This window comes from Streptomyces sp. NPDC101194, from assembly GCF_044767885.1.
In the GTDB taxonomy this organism is placed as follows: Bacteria; Actinomycetota; Actinomycetes; order Streptomycetales; family Streptomycetaceae; genus Streptomyces.
The window spans coordinates 73569-91257 of sequence record NZ_JBIWOS010000014.1; the positions used below are offsets into that span (position 1 = coordinate 73569).

Consider the following 17689-nt stretch of genomic DNA (forward strand, 5'->3'; position numbering starts at 1 on the left):
GAGAGCGACGAAGTCACCGGCGCCCGGGGCGACGGAGTCCTGCGCGCTTGCGGCCGTGGCCGGCAGTGTCGTCGGGAGTCCGAAGAGACCGATGAAGACGCGGTCGAACTCCGTTTGATGTTCGTGGAGTTGGCGGACCCGGATGTGACTTGTCCGATTCGTCGGCGTGGGCCCGCATCGCTGTGAACGATGGCAGGCTGCTCCGTGACCGGACCACCGATTCATCAGCATCCGGACCGTGCGCGCCGGACACCGCTCGACGGCCTGTTCCCGCGGGCGCGCTCCACTTCCGAGGAGGACTCCGACATGCCATCTCCCACTTCCACGCAACGAACCGTCGCGGCGGTGCACGCGGCCCCGGTGTTCATGGACACCGAGGCGACCGTCGGCAAGGTCATCGGCTTCATCGAGCAGGCCGGCCGGGAAGGTGTCGACCTGCTGGTGTTTCCCGAGACCTTCGTGCCCGGTTACCCGTACTGGATCGAGGCCTACGCCCCGCTGGACCAGCAGGGTGTCAACGCTGCCTACGCCGAGTCGTCCGTCGAGGTGCCCGGTCCGCAGATCGCCCGGGTCCAAGCCGCCTGCGACCGTGCCGGGGTCGGCGCCGTTCTCGGTGTCAGCGAACGGCTCGCGGGAACGCGCACGTGCTTCAACAGCCAGGTCTTCATCGAACCCGACGGCACCCTTCTCGGAGTTCACCGCAAACTCCAGCCCACCTACGCCGAACGGATCGTGTGGGCTCAGGGCGGCGGTGCCACCCTGGGAGTCTTCGACAGCATGCTGGGCCGGATCGGCGGTCTGGCCTGCTGGGAACACACCATGAACCTGGCCCGCCAGGCCCTGATCACCCAGGGGCAGCAGATCCACGCCGCGGCCTGGCCCGGTCTGTCCACCATGACCGGCTTCGAGACGGTCGCGGACATTCAGATCGACGCCATGATGAAGACCCACGCTCTCACGGCCCAGGCGTTCGTCATCTCTGCCGGAAACCCGGTGGACGAGACGTGTCTGCAGTGGATGGAGCACACCATCGGACCGCAGAAGCACATCACTGCGGGCGGTGGCTGGTCGGCCGTGATCCACCCCTTCAACCAGTATCTGGCCGGCCCGCACACCGGCCTTGAGGAGAAGCTCGTCACCGCCGAGATCGACCTTGCCGACATCAACGCCGTCAAGGTCTGGGTCGACTCCCGCGGCCATTACGCGCGACCGGAGATCCTCGGGCTACGGGTCGACCGACGCCCGCTCTGGCACGACGAAGGACACCGCGAATGGCCTGCCGCCCCGGGCGACAGCACCGCGGCCCCGGCGGCCGAAACAGCCTGAGCCCGAGCGCGGACATCGGCCTTCAGGGGTGCTCCGCCCCGGAGGGCCGGAGTGCTTCAGCGACCGGCACACGTCGTGTCCGGCGCCGATTTCGGCCTCTTCCCGGCCTGGCCGGCCGGCACACCGCCACCTGGGACAGGGGTCCGTCCTCCGGGAGGGCGGAGCCCTGCGGACCGTCACGCGTCACCGCCGGCGGCAGGCCCGGCGTGCCCACGGAACCCTCCCGGATTCGTTCCGTCGTCGAGCAACCGACCGGCAACGACTGCACGTTCGCCGGCCTCCGACATCATCCCGGAGCGTCCCGGTCTGCTGGTCACGCATCAGCAGCACCGTCCGGGCCCACGGAGCGTTCGAGGGAGTCGGTCAGCCACAGGTGGGACGTGCCGAGTGCGGCCGGATCGCCGCCGGCCTCGGCCACGAGCCGCCAGTAGCGGCGCATCCGCGGGTCGCGGTCTGCGGCCACGTGGTCCAGCAGTCGGCCTCTGAACTGCGGAGTGTCCCTGCCGCCGCGCACCGAGGCGTGTGCCGCGACGAACCGGTCGAGTTCGGGGCCGGCGCGGGGAGGCTCGCCCGCCTGCACCATGGGCCGGGCCAGCGCGCACGCCTCGCTGATCCCGTTCATCAGCTCGGCCTCGTCGGCGATCAGTTCGGCGTTGGCCCGCGCCATGGCCAGCAGACCGCGTGTCAGTGCCCGATCGCCGACCAGGGCGAACAGTTCGGCGAATGCCACGACTTGCTGCGGGGTCGGGTCCGTGGGCGGCTCGGGCACGGCCGTGCTCACGAACGCCGTGAGCATCGCCTCGGACACCGGGGCGACCATCGTGCGTCTCCAGAAGTCGATCAGTGCGTTGCGGGCGACACCTCCGCTCTCCACTGCGGCCAACAGCTCCAGTCTGGTGGCCCGGTCGGCCGGTCCGGCCTCCTCGACCGCACGCAACGAGGCCCGCCGCCAGGCCAGGTCCGCGAGTTGCACGTCGAGCGCGGCCCGCTCGGCCGCGACGACCTCGGCCACCGAGCGTTCGCCGACGAGCACGTGTCTGATGGAGCTCAGCCTGAGCCCCAGTCCGCGCAGCCGCCTGACCAGGTCGAGCCGTTCCACGGCCGCCCGGTCGAACCTGCGGTGCCCGCCGGTGCTGCGCACCGATTCGACGATGCCTTCGTCGCAGTAGAAGCGAATGGTCCGCACCGGCACGCCGGTCAGCCGCGCCAGGTCGCCGATCCCGAACGTCTCATCGAGCAAAGGCACTTGAATCTCCACTGGACTGGAGTTTCTACCGTACCGGCATCACCCCTTGAGAGGAGCTTTCGTGATGACGCCGACGCTGGACACCGCACGGTGCGTGGAGGGACTGAGGGAGCAGACCGAAGGGTTCGCACGCGCGGTCACCGGAAGAGCCCCGGACACGAGGGTGCCCAGCTGCCCGGAATGGCCACTGCGCACCCTCGTCGGGCACGTCGGACAGGAGCACCGGTGGGCGGCCGAACTCGTATGCGAAAGACGGCAGTTGCCCGTCCCTGACCCGTCGCAGGCCGATCCGGGCGCCCCGGACGGGTGGGCCGGGTGGCTGCGTGAGGGCGCGGAGGAGTTGATACACGCGATCCAGGAGACCGGCGCGGACGTCGAGATGCACACGTACTTCGGGCCGCGGCCGACCGCCTTCTGGCTGCGCAGGGTGCTGAGCGACACCTGCGTCCACCACTACGACGCGGTGCTTGCGACGGGCACCGGGTTCGAGATCGCCGACGACCTCGCCGCCGACGTGATCAGCGAGAACCTGGACCTGTTGTCCACGCCGGGCTTCGAGACGGCCAGGCCGACGGTCGCCGGGCTGCGCGGCCGGGGCGAGCGGATCGGGTTCCGCCCGACGTCCATGGAGGGCTGGGTGATCACCAGGACGCCTGAGGCACTGCGATGGGAGCGCAGGCCGGTCGAAGCCGACGTGGTGGTGTCGGGGGCGGTCGTGGACCTCATGCTGGTGTTCTCCCATCGCGTCCCGCCGGAGGACGAACGGGTGACGGTGACGGGCGACCGCGCCTTGCTGGACCACTGGCTGGCTCACACGGAGCTCTAGCGGCATTGCCCTGTGAGGCTGTGTTCTCGAACTGCCGTCCGCCGTGCGACGGACGACAACCCCCTTCAGTGGGTACCCCTGCCCGGTCGACCACCACCCGCACGGTGGCTCACCGTGCTCACCGCCATCGGGACGAGGCCGATCAGCGGAAGCGCGCTGCCGCTCGGCGTTTTCCACCGGCGGGTACCGGGGTCGTTGAGCACCAGCAGGAAGACCATCTGCCAGCACAGGGCGAAGGCAGCCGTCGACTGACCCCAGCCGTAGACACGGGGGCGGCGGGCCGTTCGCCGATTCGTGGGAAGCACCCAGCCACGGGTGACCGCCGCTACGCCGGACGCGGCGAAGAGCAACGCCGGCAGAACGACAGGTCTCTCCGGGCCCGAGCCGTCGACCGGCTCCGGCCGGGAGAGACGCGCCGCCGGGCCGGAGTCGCTGAGCCCTTCACTGCGGGCGTGCGTCATGGCGACTGTTCGCCGGCGGCGGTCGACCGGCCGTCGGACGATCAGCGGTCGTGGCCTGTTCGAGGCTTGCGTCGAAGCCACTGGCCCGGTGTGCGGCGTGGCGGCCGAGCGACGATGTCGCCACCGGTCGACCTGCCGCTCAGCACCACACGCAGTCGTACCGGCGCATCCTGGCCGGTGACCGGGCGGAGCTTGATGTCGCCGCGGCTGTAGGTGACGTCGTCGGCATCGACCACGATCCCCGGCGGGGTCACCAGCGTCAGATTTCCGCCGATGCGCAGGTCGACCTCGATGTGCAGGGTGTCGTGGGTGATCACGGCCTCGGTGAAGTCGAGCCTCAGGTCGCTGAACATCAGCCGGATCTCCATCCGGCGTGGAACCAGCCAACGACCGGTGCGCTTGCCCTCTCCGAAGCGCTGGTCGATCCGGATCACCTCGCGAGCCTGCGACGGCATCCCTTCAAGCGGCAGATCAGCGGTCAGTGCCGAGAGGTCGGAGGCGGTACGTGCGGCAAGCGCTGCTTCCACGCGCTCGTCCAGCTCGGCGATGGTAAGCCGGCCGTCACCCGCCGCGACCTGAAGGATCTCCACGGCCTGATCCCGGTCTCGATGAGACACCCGCTGATCGGACACGTGGTGACGAGGTGCGGAGGAGTCATCTGCTCTGGAGATATCGCCTGGCATGCGGTCAGTTTGCAGGCCGGCTCGGAGGACCGACAACCTCTGATCGAGGAAATGGGGGATCACCCCGACCGATCTCAGGGATACCGGTGCATCGTCCGACGCCCGGACCGACCACGACCTGTTCCGACCACCGGGCTCGACCACAATGAGGGCATGGCATTGTCGACGGCGTTCACGAAGTTGTTCGGTGTGCAGCATCCGATTGTGTCGGCGCCCATGGGCGGCTCGGCCGGCGGAGCTCTGGCTGCGGCTGTCTCCCGTGGAGGCGGGCTGGGATTGCTGGGCGGCGGGTACGGAAACGACCGGGACTGGCTGGACCGCGAGCTGGCGATCGTGGCCGGGGGCGGGAAGCCGTGGGGAGTCGGGTTCCTGAGCTGGGCAGTCGGCGTCGAAGCAGTCGAGCAGGCGCTGGAGTACGGCCCCGCGGCTGTCACGCTGTCATTCGGGGATCCGACCCCGTTCGTCGAGCGGATCCGTGCGGCCGGTGCTTCGGTGATCGTTCAGGTCACCGATCTGGAAGAGGCCCGGCGGGCGGTGGATCTGGGGGCCGACGTCATCGTGGCGCAGGGCGGCGAGAGCGGTGGGCACGGGGCTCGGCACGGGAGGGCCACGCTTCCGTTCGTGCCCGTTGTGGTGGACCTGGCGGCACCGGTGCCGGTGCTGGCGGCCGGTGGCATCGCCGACGGCCGTGGCGTGGCCGCCGCCTTGGCGCTGGGGGCCGCCGGGGCGCTCATCGGCACCCGTTTCCAGGCCACGGCGGAGGCCCTGGTCGATCCCTCGATCGCCGAGACGATCATCCGCGGGCGGGGGGAGGACACAGAACGCAATGGTGTCCTCGACATCGCCCGGGGAGCCCGATGGTCGACGACGAAGTACACGGCTCGCACCCTCGGCCATCCCTACCTCGACCGCTGGCGTGGCAGGGAGGACGAACTCGCCGCGGACGCCCGTGCCCGACATGCCTATCAGGCCGATGTGGCACGCGGTGCTGTGCCCCCGTTGCCGGTGTGGGCCGGCGAGGGCGTCGACCTCGTCAACGACCTGCCACCCGCAGCCGATCTGGTCGCCGCACTGGCCGCCCAGGCCGACAACGCCCTCGCCCGAGCAGGAAGGCACTGACTGCACCACCCCAGGAGCGCCGACTTCTGGTCACTTCCGTGGCCGGTTGTCCATGGCAGGCCGGAGCCGGCCGACCCCGCAGGACCGTCCGGGAATCGGGGCGGGGCCGTCGGCGAGGATCCTGCCGCTTCGTCGGACGACAGCGGCCGAGGCGGCCCGCCTTCCGTATCCGGGTCCGCCTCGTGATCGCTGTTCGTCACAGGACCGGTCGGGTGTCGGCCGGGCCCGTCACGCGTGCAGGTGACGATGGAGTGCCGCGTTCGGACATGACAGCCACGACGCGGCTCGGCGGAACTCTATGAGCGAGTCGCCTCGTACTCGGGGAGTACGGCCGGGATGGTCCGTTTCTCCGGTCGCATGGCCAGGATCATCACGGCCAGCCCGACGAAGAGGACCGCGGCGACGACGCCGGTGACGTGCAAGCCGGCGGTGAACGCCTCCCGCGCCGTGCGCAGCAGTTCAGCGCCCCTGTCGGCGGGAAGATCTCGGCTGGCGGCGACCGCGCCGGCCAGTGAGTCGGACGTTCCGTTCATCCGGCCGCGGTAGACCACCGCGGCCACCACACCGAGCAGCGCGAACCCGAGGGAACCGCCGAAGTAGTTGCCGGTCTCCGACATCGACGCCGCCGAGCCGGCGCGTTCCGGTGGTACGGACCCGACGACCAGTTCGGTGCCGAGCGCGAACAGCGGGCCGGTACCCAGCGCCAGCACGGCGATGCCGGTCATCACCAGCGGCAGAGCGCTCGCACCGTCGACGCCGACCAGCAGCAGGCTGCCCAGCGCCGACCCCACGAGCCCGCCGGCGATCGCGGTCGTCCGCTTCATCCGCCGAGCCAGCGCCGGCGCGGCCATGGTGCCGACCGCCACACCCAGGCCCATGGGCGCGAACAGCACCGCCGACGCGACCGGCGAGTGGCCCAGCACGCTCTGCAGATACTGGGTCACCAGCAGACCCGTACCGGCCATGGCGATGCCGGCGAAGACCAGCGCCACGGGTACGGCCGTGAACGGGCGGTTGCGCAGCAGCCGCAGGTCGAGGAGCGGGGTCTCCAGCCGCAGTTGGCGGCGTACGAACAGGATTCCGAAGGCGGCGCCGATGGCGAGAGCCGTCGTCGCCACGACTGGCGCGCCCTCCACGGTCAGCTGCTTGATGCCGTAGATCATCGGAAGCACCGCCACGAGCGACAGCCCGACGCTGCCCAGGTCCAGTCGGCCGGCCTGGTCGCTGCGGAACTCCGGAAGCAGGACCGGCCCTGCGAGCAGCAGCAACGCCATCGCCGGCACGGCGAACAGGAACACCGAGCCCCACCAGAAGTACTGGAGCAGGAATCCGGCCAGTACGGGTCCGAGCGCGCCGCCGGTGAACTGGCAGGTCGCCCAGATCGCGATCGCCTTCCCGCGCTGCCCTTCGTCGCGGAACATGTTGGTGATCAGGGCGAGTGTGGACGGCGCCAGGGTCGCGCCGGCGACGCCCAGCAACGCACGCGCGACGATCAGCATCAGTGGATCGACCGCGAAGGCGGCCACGAGCGACAGCACCGCGAACGCCGCTCCGCCGATCATCAGCAGCCGTCGGCGCCCGATCCGGTCGCCGAGCGTACCCATCGTGATGACCAGCCCGGCCACCATGAATCCGTAGCTGTCGCTGATCCACAACTGCTCGACGTTGTCCGCCCCCAGGTCGGCGCTCAGCCGTGGGAGCGCCAGGAGCAATGCCGTCGCGTCCATGGCGACGAGCAGTGTCGGCAGCATGAGGACGACCAGCCCCAGCCACGCCCGGTTGACTCGCATTTCCGAAACTCCCTGTTCTCTCGACGTTTCGCCGGTTGGTCGGAGCGGTCGAGAGCTTCTTGACATCGGTACGGCCGGACATTCCATGTGCCCGGTTCGGTGGGGCACCCGCGGAAGTGACGACCTCACGGTCCGGGCGATGCGACGGTGAAAAACTGGTGCGAACTTTTCGGTGGGGGATGTCAAGACGGCGTCGGCGGCTCCGACCAACCGGTCGAAGAGCCCCGCCGGGGCTCGCGAACCACAAGGAGTACCAGATGAAGTTCCTGATCGGCCTGCACATCAACCCGGCCGTGCTGGACGCGTTGACCGACGAGGAGAAGGGGGCGATCGGCGACGGTCACGGCAAGTTCATCGAGGCGCTGAAGCAGTCCGGCGAGCTGATCACCACGCAGGCGCTGGTCGATCCGTCGCAGGCCGCTGTGGTGTCCGTACGCAACGGCCAGCCGGTGGTGACCGACGGACCCTTTCTGGAGTCCAAGGAGTTTCTGGGCGGTTTCTACCTGATCGACTGCGAGAACAGGGAGCGGGCGATCGAGCTGGCATCGCAGATCCCGGACGCCGCGATCGAGGGCCTGGGGGTCGAGGTGCGACAGGTGATGTTCGCTGATGGACAATTGGAGGCATGACAGCACGAGCCGCCGAGGACCTGCTGCGTGAACTCACGCCGCAGGTCCTCGGTGTGTTGGTACGTCGGAACGGCCAGTTCGAAGGGTGCGAGGACGCCGTGCAGGAGGCCGTCCTCGCCGCCACCGAGCAGTGGCCGGCCGAGGGTGTGCCGAACAACCCGCGCGGCTGGCTGGTGACCGTCGCGTCCCGGCGCCTGATCGACCAGATGCGCAGCGACCACGCGCGCCGCGAGCGGGAGTCGGCGATGGCCGCCGAAGTGGTGCCCGAGGACGTACCGGACACCGACGACACGCTCGTCCTGCTGTTCCTGTGCTGCCATCCGACGCTGACCGCGGCCTCCCAGACCGCCCTGACGCTGCGCACGGTCGGCGGTCTGACGACCGCCGAGATCGCCCGTGCGTTCCTGGTGCCGGAGCCCACGATGGCGGCCAGGATCAGCCGCGCCAAGCAGCGCATCAAGGCCGCAGGCAGTTCGTTCAGCCTGCCGGACGGCACGGAACGCGAAGAGCGGCTGAGGGTCGTCCTGCACGTGCTCTACCTGATCTTCAACGAGGGCTATACGGCTTCTTCGGGCAGCGAACTGCTCCGTGCCGACCTCGCGCACGAGGCGATCCGGCTGGCCAGGATGGTGCACGCGCAACTGCCCGCGGACGCCGAGGTGACCGGGCTGCTCGCGCTGATGCTGCTGACCCACGCCCGCCGGAAGGCGCGTACGACGGCGGACGGCGACCTGGTGCCACTGGACGAGCAGGATCGTACGAAGTGGGACCGCGGGCTGATCGACGAGGGCACAGAGCTGGTCAAGGCGTCGCTGGCCGGCCCGGCGCTGGGGCCTTACCAGCTGCAGGCCGCCATCGCCGCCACGCACGCCGACGCGGCCACCGCCGAGGAGACCGACTGGCCGCAGGTGCACGCCCTTTATCTGATCCTGGAACGGATCGCGCCCAACCCGATGGTCACCCTCAACCGGGCGATCGCACTCGCCGAGACCGCGGGCCCGCCGGCCGGGCTGGCCCTGCTGGCCACATTGGACAGTGACGGGCGGATGGCCGGGCATCACCGGCTGCTGTCCGTAAGGGCGCATCTGCTGGAGCGGACCGGCGACACGGCCGGGGCGTACGAGCACTACCGGCGCGCCGCGAAGTCCACCGCCAGCCTCGCCGAGCAGCGCTACCTGGAGTCCCGGGCCGGCCGGGTGAGAACCTGACGCAGTTGCCGGAGGACGACGACCGGGCGCACCGGCGTTCCGTCCCCGAACGTCAGCGGCGCGCCGAGCAGTTCCGGCGGCGGACGTCCGGGGCGAGGCAGACCGCCGAGCGGACCCGTGAGTCGCCCGTCGTGCGGCACGAGGTGCCGAAGACGCCCGCGCGGCCGGGCCGGGCGGCGCCGACCGGACCGTGGTGGAGGCTGCGGCCGCCGCGCAGGAGGTGCCTGCAGCCCCAGGAACCGATGGGCCTGCCGATCGGACCCACGGGACGCACCGCCCTGCATCGGCGTGGCCAGTCGCCTTCGGGTGTTTTCGGGGCTTCTGGTGCTGAACATCCCCTCTCGGTCCGGTTGTAAAATGTCATCCAAAGGATGACAAGTGGGATGTCATGCGAATGATGACACGCATTTCACCTGGTGGGTTGTCCGCGACCGGAACAGCCTCGAAGACGCCGGACCTCCCCGGTCCGCCGGTCTCCTTCGCCGCCGCCACGCAGGCGCTGGGCGCGGTGGAAGCCGCTGTCCGCCGAGCCGGCGCACCCGGCGGAGCGGAGATCACCGGTGACGCGGCAGGGCCGGGAGAGGCGCTGGACGCCCTCCGCCTGTTGCGTGACATATGCCGGCGATTGGCGGTGTGGGAACCGGCGCTGATCGAAGCGGCGCGTGGAGCAGGGGCCAGCTGGGCCGATATCGCTCATCCGCTGGGCGTCAGCAGCCGCCAGGCGGCCGAGCGCCGATACCTGCGACTGTGCACAGGTCACCTGGGCACCACCGGGGAACAACGGATACAGGCCGCCCGCGATCGCCGGGCCGCCGACCGCGCCGTCACGACCTGGGTGCGGGGCAACGCGGCGGACCTGCGCATCCTGGCCGGAGACGTCATCTCTCTCGATGATCTCCCGGAGTCGGCTCACGCCACCGTGGCCGAACTCGGCATCGCTCTCGACGGAGGGGACCCCGTCCGTCTCGTCGCGCCGCTTGCCGAGGTGTGCTCGTACCTGGAGGGGCACCGCGATCTCGCCGAGCGCGTGGAACGCGTCGTCCGGCAGGCCGAGAATCTGCGCAGCCACGGAAGTCCTCGCGCAGTGAGCGGTGGGCCGGGGACATCGCGGCCGGAACGTCCGACGGCCGGGCCCGGGAGGTGAAGCAGCAGGCAGACCACTCGTTTCAACGGCTTGTTCAGGTCCGTCCGTGAAAGACATGAGGGAGGCAGTGATGACGCGGGCAGTGGGCATTGACCTGGGAACGACGAACTCCGTGGTGTCCGTGCTCGAAGCCGGCGAGCCGACGGTCATCACGAACACCGAGGGCACGCGGACCACTCCATCGGTGGTCGCCTTCGCGAAGAACGGTGAGGTGCTGGTCGGCGAGGTCGCCAAGCGGCAGGCGGTGACGAACGTCGAGCGCACCGCGCGGTCGGTGAAGCGGCACATGGGGGACACCCAATGGCGTTTCCCCGAGTCCGGTGACATCGACGGCAAGCGGTACACCGCGCAGGAGATCTCCGCCCGGGTGCTGCAGAAGCTGAAGCGGGACGCCGAGGCGCATCTCGGGGAGGACGTCACGGACGCGGTGATCACCGTCCCGGCCTACTTCAACGACGCTCAGCGCACCGCGACCAAGGAGGCGGGCCGGATCGCGGGCCTGAACGTGCTGCGGATCATCAACGAGCCCACGTCCGCGGCGCTGGCCTACGGCCTGGACAAGGAGAACGACCAGACGATCCTCGTCTTCGACCTCGGTGGCGGCACGTTCGATGTGTCGCTGCTGGAGATCGGCGAGGGCCTGGTGGAGGTGAAGGCGACCAACGGTGACACGCATCTCGGTGGTGACGACTGGGACCAGCAGGTCGTCGACCACCTGGTGAAGCAGTTCAAGAACGGCTACGGCGTGGACCTGTCCAAGGACAAGATGGCGTTGCAACGTCTTCGGGAGGCTGCGGAGAAGGCGAAGATCGAGTTGTCGGCCGCGACCGAGACCACGATCAACCTGCCCTACATCTCGGCTTCGGCCGAGGGCCCGCTGCATCTGGACGAGAAACTCACCCGTGCACAGTTCGAACAGCTCACGGCACCACTGCTGGAGCGGTGCAAGGGGCCGTTCCACAACGCGGTCAAGGACGCCGGGATCAAGGTGGCGGACATCGACCACGTGATTCTGGTCGGCGGCTCGACGCGGATGCCGGCGGTGACCGAGTTGGTGAGGGAGCTGACCGGCAAGGATCCGCACAAGGGTGTGAACCCGGACGAGGTCGTCGCCATCGGTGCCGCGCTTCAGGCCGGTGTCCTCAAGGGCGAGGTCAAGGACGTGCTGCTGCTCGACGTCACCCCGTTGTCCCTGGGTATCGAGACCAAGGGCGGCATCATGACGAAGCTCATCGAGCGCAACACCACGATCCCGACCAGGCGTTCCGAGATCTTCACAACGGCCGAGGACAACCAGCCGTCGGTGCAGATCCAGGTCTTCCAGGGCGAGCGCGAGATCGCGGCGTACAACAAGAAGCTCGGGATGTTCGAGCTGACCGGCCTGCCGCCGGCCCCGCGTGGCGTCCCGCAGATCGAGGTCGCGTTCGACATCGACGCGAACGGCATCATGCACGTCGCCGCCAAGGACCTCGGCACCGGCAAGGAGCAGAAGATGACCGTCACCGGTGGCTCCTCGCTGCCGAAGGACGACATCGACCGCATGGTGCGCGAGGCCGAGCAGCACGCGGAGGAGGACCAGCGGCGCAAGGAGGCCGCCGAGACCCGCAACCGGGCGGAGACCCTGGTCTACCAGACCGAGACGCTGCTGCGGGACAACGCCGACAAGATCCCGCCTGATGTGCGTACCGAGACCGAATCGGCTCTGGCCGAGCTGAAGGAGAAGCTCAAGGGCGAGGACACCGCCGAGATCCGTTCCGCCACGGAGAAGGCGGCGGCCGCGGCGCAGAAGATCGGTACCGCCCTGTACGCGCAGGCCCAGGGCGGCGGAACCGCCGGGGACGGCACCGCCGCCGGTGGGACGCCCGATGGCACGGGCACCGGTGACGAGGAGGTCGTCGACGCGGAGATCGTCGACGACGACCGGAAGGGAGGTACCGGATGAGCAAGAACCCTCACTCGGAGCATCACGGCGATCGGTCGCCCGTGGTGGTGTGCGACCCGCGCAGGATCACTCCGGTCACCCTCCGGGACGGACGATGCCCGGACGCCTCCGGTCCGACCCGGACCGATCCGGCCAGGGCGGGTTCGGCCAGGACCGGTGCGGACGGCGCGAGTACGGCACATCCGGGCGTCGGCCGGACCGACCGTGCGGAGGCCGCGCGGCTGCCCGAGCGCATCGCGGAGCTGACCGCGGACCTGCAGCGGGTGCAGGCCGAGTACGACAACTACCGCAAGCGGGTACGCCGCGACCGGCTGGCGATACGGGAGATCGCGGTGGTCAACGTCCTCACCGGCCTGCTTCCGGTCCTGGATGTCCTGGAAGAGATCCACCGGCAGGGCGACGATCACGGCGCGGCGGCAGTCCTCTCCGACGTGCTCGAGGCTCGACTGGCGGCCCTGGGCCTGCGGACTGTCGGCGCGGCGGGTGACCCCTTCGATCCCCACACGCATGAAGCGATCACCTACGACGCCTCCGGTGCGGCACAGAACGTGTGCGCCGAGGTGTTGCGGTACGGCTACCGGGTCGGCGACCACCTCCTGAGACCGGCCCAGGTAGCGGTGACGGGGCTCGCCCCCGCCGAATAGCCGCGCGGGCCGAGCCGCGAGACCCGTACGGCGCGAGTCCCGCGTCCCGGCACACGGCGGCACTGCTCGTCCGCCGGAATCCGTGACTTCCCCCGGTACCGCCGACGCCCGGCGCTCACCCCGACGCCCTGTGGACCGCACGCCTCGGTGACACCGCAGGGAGCGGGAGTCATCAGCCCCTGCGACACCACGAGTTCAACCGGCGAACGGGAATCGAGCGCGACGGCTGCCTCGTGGGAAGGCCATCGATAAGGTGCAGCACGGAATGGCCGCGACTGTGTTGCAGGAGGATCGATGAGCAGGGATGGCGCCGGGTCCACGGTGAAGCCGTCGTACGAGGCGCATGTCAGGAAGCACCTCGCGCTCAACCGTGCCGAGGACGAGCGCGTCCTGGCCGTGGTGGGAGCCTACCGGGCCGGCAAGGTGCAGCAGATCATGACCAGGACGGCCGGGGACGTCCTGGGTGGCGCCACGGGGAATCTCGGCGGTCTGATCACCTCGGCGTCCATGGCCAAGACCCTCAACAAGCAGCGTGACGCCGCCCTTGACCGCACGGCCGGCCCCGATCTGCCGGTCGCGGAACGGAACTTCCTCGCCCTGACGACCGGTCGGCTGATCGTCTACAAGCTGGGCGGCTTCCCCACGGCGCGGCCGACGAAGGTGCTCCACGACATACCGCTCGCGCGGATCCAATGGGTCACGAAGCCGGCACCGCCGACCGGTTTGATGAAGGCATCGCGATTCGACATCGGAGTGGACAGTGGCGAGGTCGCCCGTCTGGAGTTCCCTCGTGCCGTGGCCCGACAGGGGGTCGAGCTCATCAGGAAGCTGATCGACCTTGTCGCGCCCCCTCCGGGAGGGGGTTCATGAGAGGCGATTCATCGGGGGACCGTTGCGCGGGGTTGCCTCGGAGTTGCCGCCGCATGCCGCCGCACGCCGTCGCGGTGACGGTGAGAACGGTGACGACACCCAGTGCGACGGCTGGACGCGGCAGCCTCATCCGACGATCTCCCTCTGTGAGGGAACGACGACCCCGTACAGGTCGGCGATGGTGGCGAGGGCGCTGAGATGCACCTGGTCGGCATCGAGGTCGACGCCGGCCACGGGAAGGGACCGGGTCGCGGTGGCGTCGGCGACGATCGTCGGGCGGATTCCGCGCAGGAAGACGCCTTGCGTGGTGGACGCGACGCACATGTGCGTCATCCAGCCGGCGATGACGACCTGGCGGTCCGAAACGTGCGTGCCGAGGTCGGCGTCGTGGAACGCGGGGGGACTCGGGCCGGCACTGCCGGACGACGCGTTGTCGTGGTCCGCCTCGACGGCATCGCATCGCGGCCGCATCAGGTTTCGGCGCGGCGGGCGCGCGGGTTGGACATGGCGGGTGGACGGCGATGACGTCCCACTGCCCGGGCAGGCCCCCGGCATCGCGAACGGCTCCGCGCCGCTCGTACGTCGTGTAGCCTTCCGCAGCACGCGACATGTTGTGAAAACGGGGGGGGAATATGCCGCGCCACACAAGGCTTCTCGTTGCCGGGATTCTGCCCGCAGTGGTGGTCGCCGCACTCGGTGGATGCTCGTCCTCCGGCGACTCGGCGTCCCCGACGACTCGTACGACGGCAGCCGGATCCGGCGATGCGTCCGGGTCCACGGCCGGGGGGCGGACCGCCGACGCCGGCAAGGTCCACGGCCGCCTGGACTACACCGGTGAGCGCAAGGGCGGCTTCGACGTGACGAGCAGCGTGGCGTGCGCCACGCTCAACGGCAAGCTGGTCGCGGTGATTTCACCGGACCCGGCCGACGACCAGGCGCCCTCGCAGCCCTCGTTCAGCGCGAACATCGGCGCGCAGACCATGGCCACGCTGGTCACCCCGGACAAGCACACGTTCGTCCGGGTGGGTGCCGACGGCGTGTCCGCGGCGAAGGAGAACGGCACCTGGACGGTGACGTTGGCGGGCACCGAACTCGGCTCCACCGATGCTGCCGCCGCGGCGGGCGTCACCGCGCACGGCACCCTGGTCTGCACCAAGGTCTCCGGCACCTGACCGAGGTCGCCGCATGCGTTTTCCCGGGCCGATCCCACACCTTGTCCGTGACCGGGCGGACGAGGCGTGGGACGTGACGGCCGTACGTGACGCTGCCGCAGGCTCCGATCGCGGGGCTCCCGGGCGTCGTTGAACGGACGCGCCTCGACACAGGGCCGCCGGAGAACGGCACCGTGGTCGAGCACGACTCGTCACACCGCCGGCCCGCGACCATCCTCTCGGCCCCGCGTGGTCCGCCTTCGTCGCGGCGCCCCGACTGCAAGTGCCGTGGGGGCACAGGAGGCTGCCCCCACCGTGCCCTCCTGTCCCTGGGGCCCGTGCCTGCGCCCACCTAGCGTGTCGCCATGCGTATCCACGAGAGCCCTGGGCAGACACACCGCACGCTGCCCGCGTCCCCCGTTCGCAACAGCCAGGGCCCGCACGGCCTCGCGGAACTGCAGAGCACCATGGGCAACACGGCCGTGTCGCAGCTGGTCACGGTGTCCCGGATGATGACCGTGGGCGAGTTCAAGCAGAGCACGTCGACCTTCGGGCCGCGCGGTCGTTCCGAGATCACCACGGTGGACGAGGCACTCAAGGCCTTCTACGCCCTGCCGGACACCGAGCAGGGCGCCTGGTTGCTGGCCCTCAAGGACATCGTCAAGGCGTGCGGCGACTACACCGCCCACAAGGCCGGAGGAGGATCGCGCGTCGAGGGTGCCCAGCAGCTCGGCCAGCAGGCCGAGGCGGCGAAAGGGCAACTGGACCCCGAGTCTTCCGGGACCTGCTGACCGAACTCGACAAGATGATGAGCGAGGGGAAGAACCCGGATCTCGACATCCGCATGTCGGCCGGTGAGGCGCAGAAGGCGGCCCGGGCCATCCCCACGGACCGGTTCCACGCGATGATGGGCGACTTCGTCCGGAAGCTCGGTGCGCTCCGTGAGGACCGGGGACTACCTGATGAGACGCGCGCCGTCATACGGCGGCCGGAGACGCGTCCGGCACCCTGGTCGAGTACGACACCGTGCTCAACCAGATGCTGATCTATCTGCACATGTGGCAGACCAGCCAGGACAACCCCTTTCTACGTGCGGTTGCGGGCGGCGGCCCGCGCGGCCTACGACCGCCGGAGCCGCGCCCGGCAGCCCTCGGGCCAGTAACCCTCTCCCCATCACGCGTGGAACGCCCCGTCGGGACAAGGCGACCGTGAGGTCCTGCCCCGCTCGCCCGTCCGGCCCGATCCGGACGGAAGCCCCTGGTGCTGTGGCCGGAGAGGGTCACCGGCCCGCGGCGTGCGGCACGAGGGCGATCGCCCGCCTCGCGACGCACCGCACCGGACGCCGCGAGCTGAACCGCCAGGGATGGCGGGACGGCCCTCAGTCGGGCAGATGGAGGACAGCGAGGGCTGCGGTGTCGTCGTGGAGGCGGTTGTGGCTGTAGTCGAGGAGATCGTGGTGGAGGCGGTCGAGGAGTTCCCGGGGCGGAAGGGGGCCCCAGGAGAGGACACGCTGCCGGAGGGGGTAGAAGACGCCGTCGGCATTGCGTGCTTCGGTGACGCCGTCGGTGTAGAGCAGCAACTGGTCGCCGGGACCGAAGGGGTACTCGTCGATCCGGTAGGTATCCGTGACGAGCATGCCCAGATTGAGGGGTGGTGCGGGGTCGCCCGCCTCCAGCTCGGTGACGCTGTCGGCGCGGATGAGCAGGGGCGGGGGGTGGCCGCAGTTGACGATGCGGACCACGTGGCGGCGGGGGATCTCCGCGAAGACAGCGGTGACGAAGCGCTCGCCCATGTCGCTCCCGGCCAGGCGGGCGGCCCTGCGGTTCATGCTCCGCTCCGCCCGGCGGGCAACGGCTGCGAGGTCGGGTTCGTCGTGGGCGGCCTCACGAAAGGCGCCGAGGAGGGTGGCGGCCGTCTCCACGGCAAGGAGGCCCTTACCCCGTACGTCGCCGATGACGAGGCGGAGTCCGTACGTGGTGGGGACGGCCTCGTACAGATCACCGCCGATGCGTGCTTCCGCGACGGCGGAGAGGTACAGGGTCTCCACCTGAATGGGGCCGATGCGGTGGGGAACCGGGCTGAGCAGGACACGCTGCGCGATCTCGGCCACGAAACGCACGGTGGCGAGGGTACGTTCCCGGCGCACACGGTGGGCGGCCAGGATGGTACCGAGGACGCCGACCAGAGCGGTGCACACATAGGCGGTCACGTAGTGGCGGTCCCACACGTAGCTCACCGGGCGGCCCGCGCAGCACGGGGTTCCGGCCAGGATCCCTTCGAAGACGATCGCGAACACCGTGATGGCAGCGACGGCAGCGGGGCCGTGGGCGAAGGCGGCGATCACGGGGAGGGCGATGAGCAGGAAGCTCACGGGCCACTGCACGGGCGTGAGGGGTTCGATCGCGAGGATACCCGCGACGTAGAAAGCGGGCAGCCAGCGCATCCATGCCGGCGCGGCAGGCACCGAAGGGCCCTCGCCGTCGGGCCGCTTCGCCGGGCCGCTCGCCGCCCCGGGGCGACCTGGCCACCTCACTGCGCCCTCCGGCGCGCGACGAGCGGCGCGAGCACGGACGCGGCCCCGCCGAAGCACAGGGCCGCTGCCTGGCCCGAACGCGGGCGGTGCTCCCGGCGGCTCCACTCACGCAGCCCG

16 protein-coding genes and 1 pseudogene are annotated in these 17689 nt (G+C 70.0%); 11 read left to right on the forward strand and 6 right to left on the reverse strand.

Annotation, left to right across the window (positions count from 1 at the left end; genetic code table 11):
• Positions 1 to 306: 306 nt before the first annotated feature.
• Positions 307 to 1326: a carbon-nitrogen hydrolase family protein gene (locus ACIRP2_RS35770; protein WP_404257812.1), complete on the forward strand. Its 1020-nt coding sequence runs from the start codon at positions 307 to 309 to the stop codon at positions 1324 to 1326.
• A gap of 313 nt (positions 1327 to 1639) precedes the next feature.
• Here ACIRP2_RS35770 and ACIRP2_RS35775 read toward each other — a convergent pair whose 3' ends face one another.
• Positions 1640 to 2572 carry a MerR family transcriptional regulator gene (locus ACIRP2_RS35775; protein ID WP_404257814.1) on the reverse strand — a complete coding sequence of 311 codons (933 nt, stop codon included), beginning with the start codon at positions 2570 to 2572 and terminating at the stop codon, positions 1640 to 1642.
• A gap of 64 nt (positions 2573 to 2636) precedes the next feature.
• Between ACIRP2_RS35775 and ACIRP2_RS35780 the strand changes: the two genes are divergently transcribed.
• Positions 2637 to 3398 (forward strand): maleylpyruvate isomerase family mycothiol-dependent enzyme, encoded by a 762-nt coding sequence (locus tag ACIRP2_RS35780; protein ID WP_404257816.1) that lies wholly within the window; start codon positions 2637 to 2639, stop codon positions 3396 to 3398.
• A gap of 65 nt (positions 3399 to 3463) precedes the next feature.
• On the opposite strand, the gene ACIRP2_RS35785 is transcribed toward ACIRP2_RS35780, so the two are convergent.
• Complete coding sequence (locus ACIRP2_RS35785) at positions 3464 to 3859, reverse strand: hypothetical protein (protein WP_404257818.1); 396 nt, start codon at positions 3857 to 3859, stop codon at positions 3464 to 3466.
• Between the two features lie 41 nt (positions 3860 to 3900).
• The gene (locus tag ACIRP2_RS35790) at positions 3901 to 4491 is read right to left on the reverse strand and encodes a DUF1707 domain-containing protein (RefSeq protein ID WP_404257820.1); all 591 of its coding nucleotides are present in this window, start codon (positions 4489 to 4491) and stop codon (positions 3901 to 3903) included.
• 204 nt (positions 4492 to 4695) lie between these two features.
• On the opposite strand from ACIRP2_RS35790, the gene ACIRP2_RS35795 reads away from it, so the two are divergent.
• On the forward strand, positions 4696 to 5661 hold the full coding sequence (locus tag ACIRP2_RS35795) for a nitronate monooxygenase (protein ID WP_404257822.1): 966 nt from the start codon (positions 4696 to 4698) through the stop codon (positions 5659 to 5661).
• Positions 5662 to 5957: 296 nt separating this feature from the next.
• On the opposite strand, the gene ACIRP2_RS35800 is transcribed toward ACIRP2_RS35795, so the two are convergent.
• Entirely contained in the window at positions 5958 to 7451 is a 1494-nt protein-coding gene (locus ACIRP2_RS35800) for an MFS transporter (RefSeq protein WP_404257824.1), read from the reverse strand.
• Between the two features lie 257 nt (positions 7452 to 7708).
• On the opposite strand from ACIRP2_RS35800, the gene ACIRP2_RS35805 reads away from it, so the two are divergent.
• The 6 genes from ACIRP2_RS35805 (at position 7709) to ACIRP2_RS35830 (ending at position 13888) form a co-directional block, all read left to right on the forward strand.
• Positions 7709 to 8080, forward strand: a complete 372-nt coding sequence (locus ACIRP2_RS35805; protein WP_404257826.1) for a YciI family protein — start codon at positions 7709 to 7711, stop codon at positions 8078 to 8080.
• Positions 8077 to 9288 (forward strand): RNA polymerase sigma factor, encoded by a 1212-nt coding sequence (locus ACIRP2_RS35810; RefSeq protein ID WP_404257828.1) that lies wholly within the window; start codon positions 8077 to 8079, stop codon positions 9286 to 9288. The genes ACIRP2_RS35805 and ACIRP2_RS35810 overlap by 4 nt, the downstream gene beginning before the upstream one ends.
• 388 nt (positions 9289 to 9676) lie before the next feature.
• Complete coding sequence (locus ACIRP2_RS35815; protein WP_404257830.1) at positions 9677 to 10432, forward strand: type III effector protein; 756 nt, start codon at positions 9677 to 9679, stop codon at positions 10430 to 10432.
• Between the two features lie 70 nt (positions 10433 to 10502).
• On the forward strand, positions 10503 to 12374 hold the full coding sequence (dnaK, locus tag ACIRP2_RS35820; protein WP_404257832.1) for a molecular chaperone DnaK: 1872 nt from the start codon (positions 10503 to 10505) through the stop codon (positions 12372 to 12374).
• Complete coding sequence (grpE, locus tag ACIRP2_RS35825) at positions 12371 to 13018, forward strand: nucleotide exchange factor GrpE (RefSeq protein ID WP_404257834.1); 648 nt, start codon at positions 12371 to 12373, stop codon at positions 13016 to 13018. The genes dnaK and grpE overlap by 4 nt, the downstream gene beginning before the upstream one ends.
• 294 nt (positions 13019 to 13312) lie before the next feature.
• Positions 13313 to 13888 carry a hypothetical protein gene (locus ACIRP2_RS35830; protein ID WP_404257836.1) on the forward strand — a complete coding sequence of 192 codons (576 nt, stop codon included), beginning with the start codon at positions 13313 to 13315 and terminating at the stop codon, positions 13886 to 13888.
• 126 nt (positions 13889 to 14014) lie between these two features.
• Here the strand turns inward: ACIRP2_RS35830 and ACIRP2_RS35835 are convergent.
• A pseudogene (locus ACIRP2_RS35835) lies at positions 14015 to 14293 on the reverse strand (isochorismatase family protein); the annotation flags it as partial.
• A 227-nt stretch (positions 14294 to 14520) separates the two neighbouring features.
• Between ACIRP2_RS35835 and ACIRP2_RS35840 the strand changes: the two are divergent.
• Positions 14521 to 15060, forward strand: coding sequence for a hypothetical protein (locus tag ACIRP2_RS35840; RefSeq protein ID WP_404257838.1), 540 nt, complete (start codon positions 14521 to 14523; stop codon positions 15058 to 15060).
• Positions 15061 to 15404: 344 nt separating this feature from the next.
• Entirely contained in the window at positions 15405 to 15830 is a 426-nt protein-coding gene (locus tag ACIRP2_RS35845) for a hypothetical protein (protein ID WP_404257840.1), read from the forward strand.
• Between the two features lie 587 nt (positions 15831 to 16417).
• Here ACIRP2_RS35845 and ACIRP2_RS35850 read toward each other — a convergent pair.
• Positions 16418 to 17503, reverse strand: coding sequence for a PP2C family protein-serine/threonine phosphatase (locus ACIRP2_RS35850; protein ID WP_404257842.1), 1086 nt, complete (start codon positions 17501 to 17503; stop codon positions 16418 to 16420).
• Positions 17504 to 17689: the final 186 nt, after the last annotated feature.

What these genes read in the sequence shown, in the direction of transcription:
- ACIRP2_RS35815 (WP_404257830.1), top strand. Translation starts at nt 9,677, where the DNA reads ATGCGAATGATGACACGCATTTCACCTGGTGGGTTGTCCGCGACCGGA.
- ACIRP2_RS35840 (WP_404257838.1), top strand. Translation starts at nt 14,521, where the DNA reads ATGCCGCGCCACACAAGGCTTCTCGTTGCCGGGATTCTGCCCGCAGTG.
- ACIRP2_RS35845 (WP_404257840.1), top strand. Translation starts at nt 15,405, where the DNA reads ATGCGTATCCACGAGAGCCCTGGGCAGACACACCGCACGCTGCCCGCG.
- ACIRP2_RS35770 (WP_404257812.1), top strand. Translation starts at nt 307, where the DNA reads ATGCCATCTCCCACTTCCACGCAACGAACCGTCGCGGCGGTGCACGCG.
- ACIRP2_RS35805 (WP_404257826.1), top strand. Translation starts at nt 7,709, where the DNA reads ATGAAGTTCCTGATCGGCCTGCACATCAACCCGGCCGTGCTGGACGCG.
- grpE (WP_404257834.1), top strand. Translation starts at nt 12,371, where the DNA reads ATGAGCAAGAACCCTCACTCGGAGCATCACGGCGATCGGTCGCCCGTG.
- dnaK (WP_404257832.1), top strand. Translation starts at nt 10,503, where the DNA reads ATGACGCGGGCAGTGGGCATTGACCTGGGAACGACGAACTCCGTGGTG.
- ACIRP2_RS35780 (WP_404257816.1), top strand. Translation starts at nt 2,637, where the DNA reads ATGACGCCGACGCTGGACACCGCACGGTGCGTGGAGGGACTGAGGGAG.
- ACIRP2_RS35830 (WP_404257836.1), top strand. Translation starts at nt 13,313, where the DNA reads ATGAGCAGGGATGGCGCCGGGTCCACGGTGAAGCCGTCGTACGAGGCG.
- ACIRP2_RS35810 (WP_404257828.1), top strand. Translation starts at nt 8,077, where the DNA reads ATGACAGCACGAGCCGCCGAGGACCTGCTGCGTGAACTCACGCCGCAG.
- ACIRP2_RS35795 (WP_404257822.1), top strand. Translation starts at nt 4,696, where the DNA reads ATGGCATTGTCGACGGCGTTCACGAAGTTGTTCGGTGTGCAGCATCCG.
- ACIRP2_RS35800 (WP_404257824.1), bottom strand. Translation starts at nt 7,451, where the DNA reads ATGCGAGTCAACCGGGCGTGGCTGGGGCTGGTCGTCCTCATGCTGCCG.
- ACIRP2_RS35785 (WP_404257818.1), bottom strand. Translation starts at nt 3,859, where the DNA reads ATGACGCACGCCCGCAGTGAAGGGCTCAGCGACTCCGGCCCGGCGGCG.